The sequence below is a fragment of the Cytobacillus oceanisediminis 2691 genome, assembly GCF_007678455.1.
Taxonomy (GTDB): Bacteria; Bacillota; Bacilli; order Bacillales; family Cytobacillaceae; genus Mesobacillus; species Mesobacillus oceanisediminis_A.
The window spans coordinates 1-229 of sequence record NZ_VEEP01000453.1 but is presented as its reverse complement, the minus strand read 5'-3'; the positions used below and the strand labels follow the sequence as shown (position 1 = coordinate 229).

Genomic DNA, 229 nt, shown 5'->3' with positions numbered 1-229 from the left:
CGTGAAAGCAATGTTTTTGTGATGGGAGAAAAGAGAAGAAAAAGTTGTGGGTTTTGAGATTGAGCTGGGTGTGGTGGGGATCTTGGAGGAAACCGTTTGGGGATATGGGAATGTGAAAATGATGGATAGTGATGTGGTGAAAGGAGATGTGGATGGAGTGATGGAAGAAGAATTTGGGGAATTTAAAGATGTGATGGTGGTTGGGAACGTGGGTTATTATGTGAGGAGA

The 229-nt window shown here is 43.2% G+C and carries 1 pseudogene; it reads left to right on the top strand.

The features are described from left to right. Window positions 1–46 precede the first annotated feature (46 nt). Window positions 47–229 (top strand): annotated as a pseudogene (locus FS736_RS24040) (16S rRNA (adenine(1518)-N(6)/adenine(1519)-N(6))-dimethyltransferase RsmA); the annotation flags it as partial.